Source organism: Legionella sp. km772, from assembly GCF_003989735.1.
In the GTDB taxonomy this organism is placed as follows: Bacteria; Pseudomonadota; Gammaproteobacteria; order Legionellales; family Legionellaceae; genus Legionella.
Map to the genome: position 1 here is coordinate 1 of NZ_RZGQ01000153.1, position 6,862 is coordinate 6,862.

A 6,862-nucleotide genomic window follows, 5' to 3' on the forward strand; every position below is an offset into this window, starting at 1 on the left:
AACTCATTTAAATCACTTTGCTATTAAGTACAAATTGATTCTTAGAGCGAACCAGATTGCTTGGCAGGAGCTTAAAAATATGGCAGCTTAAAATTGACCGTGCGTAACATGAGTTAATAATTTATTCATGGGAAAAGCATGATAGAGCCGGATAAAGCTATTCCTTTTATATTTAAGCTTATTATCCTTTATTTTTTCGAGCAATTTTTGATTAAGCCATTTTAAATGAGCCAACTGACCACTTTCGGCTGCTTGCATCAATTCTTCTTTATTATGGATTTGGTGTTTTTTTAAAATTCCAACGCGTTTTTTTCCTAAACCAGGCAAGAGCTCTAGAGCCTCTTCTGAAGAACTACTTTTCTCATGGATAATTAACTCGTCATTATTTAATAGATGGTTAATGGAAGTAGCAATTCCTTTCCCCACCCAATTAATCTCAGTAAGATCTTTATTTTTAGCAAGTAAATCACTTATCTGCTCGTGTAAGGCAGAAATAGACTGTGCCGCTCTACGATAGGCTCTGACTTTATAAGGGTTTTCACCATTAACTTCCAATAAATCTGCAAACTGTAATAGCAAAGCGGCTATCTCTTGATTAGATTTAATCATTAAATACAAAGGTTATGCAGCTTATTTTCAGTTTAGAAAAGAACAGTATTTATTCAATAAAGGTTTACCCTCCTTGGAAGAATTGTGCAATTTTTTGACATTTAAAATATCTCGTCTATACTAAAAGGTAGGACGAAATGATTTTGACAGGGAATGGCTATTTTTAGCCGAAGTCAATTGCGAGGCCACCTAAGGGTGGCTTTCGCGCTTTTAATTCTCTGGCTTAAATACTTTCTTCTAAAATTAGCCTTTGCTGACCTAAAAAAAATCAATCAACTAAATAGGTCAAGCTTTGGCTATTAATCTTGTGTAAATTCTCAATAGTTAATTCACTATCGCATAACACTGCTTCCCTTTAGTAACTAATTGTACTTTGGTGCTTTTATTGAGTACAACAGACCCACAGGAGATGTCTCTACCACTTAATGCGTTTTTACGGTAACCAAAAAAATATTGCTTATTAACAGGCCCCTTACCCGAATAGGTTTTCCCCAAACCTCCCAGTTTTTTTCCTTCTACTAGGTAACCTACTGCCATCGCTTTATCTGTGGCGACAACAGTTATTTCTATCAAATCATCAGCAAAATTTTGACCAGAAAATAAAGTAACAAATAAAGCTAGAAGAGTTTTAATAAAATTCATTTTCATATTGAACTCCTTTCAATAACTAGTGAATTTTGCACCAACAGCTTGTTTTTACTTCCTATTCTCCTTTAGTGTAGTACTATTTTATTAAAAAACTAACTCTCTGCATTTTTTTAAATCACACAAAGATCCTTTTTATAATTCACCTTTATCATACTTGATTAGGATTAAATGTATAGACTTCTAACTAATTGTTCACTTATATAGTGGGGCGTTTAGTGCTGCTCTCTGGAGCTTTCAATTCTTTTTCTCTTCTTCGTTTACCATTTAGCGAAGAAATCGCTTCATTTTCTTCAGCTCTAGGTTCGTCCGAAGAGGATAAGCCAGGAAGTGGGGCGGGCGCTGCGGAAGGAAAAAATCCGAGGTTTTTTTTCTTTGAAGGTAATTTAAGTGTGAAAGCTAGCTCAAGAGGCTTTTCTCCAGCTAATAATGCGAAGGGCCGCATAGGGCTTTTTAGAATAATTTCAGCACCCCTTGTTTCTGCATTATTCGCAATAGAAAAAGTAGTTGCACCCTCTTCGATGTTATAAACAGCTCGGTATTTATCTCTTCTATCTACGACTTGTCCTCTTAAAATAAAATTGGCTAGCATAAGATGACCCAGCCCACTACCTCCAAAACAATAACCTTCAATCTCGTGTTTACCTTGAGTATCTTTTGCTCGTCCCAGCCTTGGGTCGTTAAATTTAATAATATTTGAAAAATCATCTAAATACTCTTGGCTAAATCCTCCTGCATTATCTTTAATTTGGACAGCAAGGTCTTTATCACTAGGCAATAAAGCAATTTCCATCTGTAAAAGGGTATTAGCGGAGGCTTTTTTAAGTCGATTAATCAATATTGTATCGATACTATTTTTTAATAATTCGATAAAGTTGGTATTTAAACATTCAATGACCAATGGTAGGGCTACGTTTTCCTCTCCTGATAACGCAGCAAACAAGCGCTGCTCCGAGAGATTAGTGAGCGTACACTGGTTTTTTATTAAAGTTTTAATTCTATCCCAATGCATTTCCCCAGATAGGTATTTCAAACTCATGACATAATCTTCGCGAAGCTTGGCAAAATGTTCATTCGCTCTATCTCGATCAGATTCTGCAGCCACCATCTCTGCAGCACTCACTTTGCCCGCATCCACAGCATGAGCCTCTTTTAGCTCAACTAAGCGTTTTTGATATAACTGTGAAGTAAGATAAGCATCACAATAAGATTTTAAATCTAAACTAAGATTAACAACAAATCGGGTCCCCTCTTTTAGTGCGAGATCTATATTCATTTTACCCTCTTTTTTTACCGAAATGCAGGAATAGGATTAACAACGGTGCGTCTAAAAGTGTAGTCCTTATTTTCGGCACATCTAAATTTTATTTTCTTAGGTGAAACCCAATCATCCACACTTATAAAAAGTATGTTATTTGATCAAATTACTATTTAATTTTGCTAGGAGGGAGCTTATAGTCTGTTTTTCATTGGCTGTAAAGCCCATTAAAATAAAATGATTGAGTTCTTTCGCACAGTCATCAATGATTTTTTGATACCCACGCCCTTTTTCAGTTAACCTTATTTCAATTGCCCGCCTATCGTGTGCGCAGGGAACGCGAATAATGAAGCCATCGCGCTCCATTCTATCTAGGGTTCGTACAGCAGTGGGTTGCTCAATACCAATTTGCTTATGCATTTCCGCTTGAGTAAGGCCGTCTTGTTGATAGAGCGCCATTAAGAAATAAGTATAAGCATCGGTAATTCCATGAGGCTTTAAAAATTCATTGGCTTTTTTTATTAACAATCTACTGGCTTTCTTAATTTGGGTTGATGGGTACACTTATTTACTCACATTTAAATAGCTTGCTATATATTAGCATGCTATGCTATTCTTGACTAGTTGTTTATATTTAGAGAGTACTAGTCATGAAGTTACCCCTATATCAAATTGATTCGTTTACTTCTACTTTATTTGATGGAAATCCGGCTGCCGTTTGTCCCTTAGACTATTGGCTAGATGATAAAGTACTGCAATTAATCGCAAGAGAAAATAATTTGTCTGAAACTGCATTTATTGTTCCTCATAATAATTCTTATCAAATCCGCTGGTTTACCCCTAATATGGAGGTTGATTTATGTGGACATGCTACTTTAGCAAGCGCCTTTGTACTTTTTGAACTCCTTAACTACCCAGAAAAGCTAATCCAATTCACCAGTAAAAGTGGATTATTATCGGTTAAAAAAGAAGCAGACCTGCTCATCATGGATTTTCCTGCCTTAAGCTATACTAAAATTGAGCCAAGTGAAGAGTTGATCAAGGCCATCACAATCAGACCTGATGAGCTTTATCAAAGCACTTTTGACCTCTTAGCAATTTATGAAGATGCAAAGCTTATCCATCAAGTAAAACCAGATTTAAACGCCTTAATTAGGCTATCATGCAGAGGGATTATTTTATCCGCCAGGGATTCGCATACAGATGTGTATTCACGATGTTTTTATCCGGGTTGTGATGTCCCAGAAGATCCTGTTACCGGGTCAGCGCATTGTGTCATAGCTCCTTACTGGTGTGCACGCCTTAATAAAAAGAAAATTCATGCCCGCCAAGGTGGAGCTAGGCAAGGTGAACTCTGGTGTGAAGTGGATAAAGAGAGAGTTTATCTATCAGGGCAGGCACAATTGTATCTACAAGGAGAAATTAATCTTTCTTCTATATTTAAAGGTTTATGATGAAAGCACTCCATATACAAACCCCGCTGATTGTCTCACAAAATTTAAAAAATAAATTTAATAAGAGTATTTATTTTAAAATGGAGTGTTTGCAACCAAGCGGTTCATTTAAACTAAGGGGTATCGGAGCCTTATGCCAAGAAGAAGCTGCAAAAGGCGTAGACTGTTTTGTGGCCTCATCGGGCGGCAATGCCGGGATTGCCGTTGCTTATTGCGGAATGAAAATGAATATTCCAACCACCGTATTCATTCCTAACAGCAGCCATCCTTTATATATCGAAGCTATCCAATCTTATGGAGCTCGAGTGGTTATAGCGGGCTCTGTTTGGGATGATGCGCATCAAGCAGCTTTAGAATTTGTTAAAAACAATAAAGCAGCCTACATCCCACCCTTTGATCACCCTACTCTATGGAAGGGACATTCCACCCTGGTAGATGAGGTAGTACAGCAAGGTTTGGTTAAACCTGATGCAGTAGTCCTATCCGTGGGTGGAGGTGGTCTTGCTTGTGGTATCTTAGAGGGGATGCATCGTCATAACTGGAAAGATATTCCGCTCATTGCCGTAGAGACTTTGGGAGCGGATGCTTTTGCGCACTCGGTAAAGGCAGGCAGTTTAATTAGGCTTGAGAAAATAAGCAGCAAGGCAACCACTCTAGGTGCTAAACAAGTGACAGCGCAATTAATGGATTGGGCTAAAAAACATCCTATAGTAAATAGTGTCGTCAGCGATAAAGAAGCAGAACTAGCCTGTTTTGCTTTTGCTCGTGAACAAAGAGTTTTGGTAGAACTGTCCAGCGGTGCTGCTTTAACCGCTGCCTATAATAATCATCCTGCTCTTCAACAGGCTTCATCCGTGTTAGTGATTGTTTGTGGCGGAATAAATATAAGCCACTTCCCTATTCCCAATCATTCGGGCAACGCTTTATGAAGCAAATGCAGCAGATAGGCGAGTTGAACAGATAACCATCTCAGAGTCTTGAATACGATAGAACCCGTATAGTTAAGAGTACCAAGGTAAAAAATCCCTGATCCAGTTCCTAGTGGATTAAGGTGTTGTGGAACATAAGGATCAGAGCGGAATCATTTAGAAAAGTTATGAGTAATATTGAGGCAAGTAGCAAAATTATTGTAAAACCTATTTGATTTTAAATAAGGTCCTCAGAAAGCAAAATACACCGAGGTTGGGAAGCTATCGTACACTCGATTAAGGTGTAAAGCCTTCTAATATAGTTTCTCCTATTTTACCTATCCCTAAGGCCACAGTAGCTACACTATGCGTAACTAAACGAAGGAGGGTAGTTAAAGTATCAATAACAATAGATGCAGCATGATAAAGAGCACCTAGTAAAAAATTGATACCAGATTTGACATTCTGGCAGCCCTGATTTAACTCATTCAAATCAAAAGTTACTGCACCGATAGCGATATTAGCTACACCTAAAGCTGCATAGAACAATGAATTTAAAGCTTGATGTAACCCTAGGGCAAGATTAATAATAGGCAAAGCAGCAATTGCTTTCACGTTCCTTTTGGCATCAGTAAATGAGCAGAAGGACTTAAAAAAGCTATTTTGATAGGCGCTCAAACACTTGAATTCGTCCAAACGACTTTGTTTCATTGCTTTTTCTAGTTCAAACATAACAACTCCTTACAACAAAGAAGTCAGAGTGTATATGAATAGTGATGAAAGACAAGATCATTCTATTGTGATAAAAGTACTTTAACTTAGTCCATCCGAAATTTTAAATTTTCGCTATTTTGATAGTAAAATTTATTGTTTATAAATTCTTACCCAAAAAATTGGAATCCGGGGACGCACAGATAAAAAACATTTTCCAGATCAAAGTTAAATCAAGGTACTTGAAATGTGCAATATTATAATTACCTCTAATCTAACAAGCATTCATTTACTACCTTTTAATCTATTAAGGCCATTATTTGGTTTAATTTGCTTCTCCAAGCCATCCTATTAATAAATTACCCTTAAAGAAGGCCTAACTAAATCTTTTAGGAATAGTGAAGCTAAAAGTAGACCCCACTCCAACTTGACTGGTTACCTTAATAGTCCCTTGATGGTTGCTGATAATATCTTTGCAAATAGAAAGCCCTATACCCATGCCAGAAATATTTTCATTTGAAACACGATAGAATGGCTCAAAAATGTTTTCTAAATCCTTTTGAGGAACACCTAACCCACGATCAATGATATTTACTTGGATTACGGAATCAGTTGTTTCACTAGTTATACGGATTTTACTACCCTGAGGAGAATACTTTATGGCGTTTGAAATAAGATTTGTAATTACTTGCCCAATACGTCCTTTATCCGCTTTAATTTCGTCTTCTATAGCTAAATCAGTTTCAAATTGGCAATTATTCGCTCTCAATTGCATTTCCTGTATTTTTTCTATTATCAAAGGGTTTAAATGAAAAATTTCTAGCTTTAAATGCAATTTTCCTTCTTCAAATTGTGTTGTATCGAGCATATCTCTAATGAGAATTTGTAAGAGTTCAAGCTGCATTTTTAATTTATTAAGAATTTCAATTTGTATAGCGGTGTTTTTTTCGAGAAAGGCTTGGTCTATTATTTCCATATATAAATTCATGCACGTAAGGGGCGAACTAAGCTCATGCACCGCATTAGCAATAAATTCATCGCGTAAACGAACTTGTGTTATCAGCTTCTGTTCACTTATTCTCATAGCTTTTTCAGTCTGCATTTTAGCTACTAATTCATACTCATGAGAAATAATAATTGAAGCAGCCTTGGTAAGAATTAGCTAGGTCCGGGGATCTGGAACAAAATTCAGGAAAAATAAGAGCTATTCCCGGTTTGTTAGTTCATTCACCTTACTCTCAGAATGGCTTATCCACAAGTCCATAGGCCAGGAGAGC

At 36.9% G+C, this 6,862-nt stretch carries 8 protein-coding genes; 2 read left to right on the forward strand and 6 right to left on the reverse strand.

Annotated features, from left to right (window positions below; genetic code table 11):
• Nucleotides 1–87 precede the first annotated feature (87 nt).
• The 4 genes from ELY15_RS12360 to ELY15_RS12375 form a co-directional block, all read right to left on the reverse strand.
• On the reverse strand, nt 88–609 hold the full coding sequence (locus tag ELY15_RS12360; RefSeq protein WP_127100479.1) for a hypothetical protein: 522 nt from the start codon (nt 607–609) through the stop codon (nt 88–90).
• 324 nt (nt 610–933) lie between these two features.
• The gene (locus ELY15_RS12365; protein ID WP_233586704.1) at nt 934–1,257 is read right to left on the reverse strand and encodes a hypothetical protein; all 324 of its coding nucleotides are present in this window, start codon (nt 1,255–1,257) and stop codon (nt 934–936) included.
• Between the two features lie 196 nt (nt 1,258–1,453).
• Nucleotides 1,454–2,530 carry a hypothetical protein gene (locus tag ELY15_RS12370; RefSeq protein ID WP_127100481.1) on the reverse strand — a complete coding sequence of 359 codons (1,077 nt, stop codon included), beginning with the start codon at nt 2,528–2,530 and terminating at the stop codon, nt 1,454–1,456.
• Nucleotides 2,531–2,665: 135 nt separating this feature from the next.
• The gene (locus ELY15_RS12375; protein ID WP_127100483.1) at nt 2,666–3,076 is read right to left on the reverse strand and encodes a MarR family winged helix-turn-helix transcriptional regulator; all 411 of its coding nucleotides are present in this window, start codon (nt 3,074–3,076) and stop codon (nt 2,666–2,668) included.
• Between the two features lie 86 nt (nt 3,077–3,162).
• On the opposite strand from ELY15_RS12375, the gene ELY15_RS12380 reads away from it, so the two are divergent.
• Nucleotides 3,163–3,966, forward strand: a complete 804-nt coding sequence (locus tag ELY15_RS12380) for a PhzF family phenazine biosynthesis protein (protein ID WP_127100485.1) — start codon at nt 3,163–3,165, stop codon at nt 3,964–3,966.
• The gene (locus tag ELY15_RS12385) at nt 3,963–4,895 is read left to right on the forward strand and encodes a pyridoxal-phosphate dependent enzyme (protein WP_233586711.1); all 933 of its coding nucleotides are present in this window, start codon (nt 3,963–3,965) and stop codon (nt 4,893–4,895) included. The genes ELY15_RS12380 and ELY15_RS12385 overlap by 4 nt, the downstream gene beginning before the upstream one ends.
• Nucleotides 4,896–5,171: 276 nt before the next feature.
• Here ELY15_RS12385 and ELY15_RS12390 read toward each other — a convergent pair whose 3' ends face one another.
• Together ELY15_RS12390 and ELY15_RS12395 are read right to left on the reverse strand one after the other, a co-directional pair.
• Nucleotides 5,172–5,606: a hypothetical protein gene (locus tag ELY15_RS12390; protein ID WP_127100487.1), complete on the reverse strand. Its 435-nt coding sequence runs from the start codon at nt 5,604–5,606 to the stop codon at nt 5,172–5,174.
• A 355-nt stretch (nt 5,607–5,961) separates the two neighbouring features.
• A complete protein-coding gene (locus ELY15_RS12395) occupies nt 5,962–6,687 on the reverse strand; it encodes a sensor histidine kinase KdpD (protein ID WP_127100489.1) in 726 nt (241 codons plus the stop codon).
• Nucleotides 6,688–6,862: the final 175 nt, after the last annotated feature.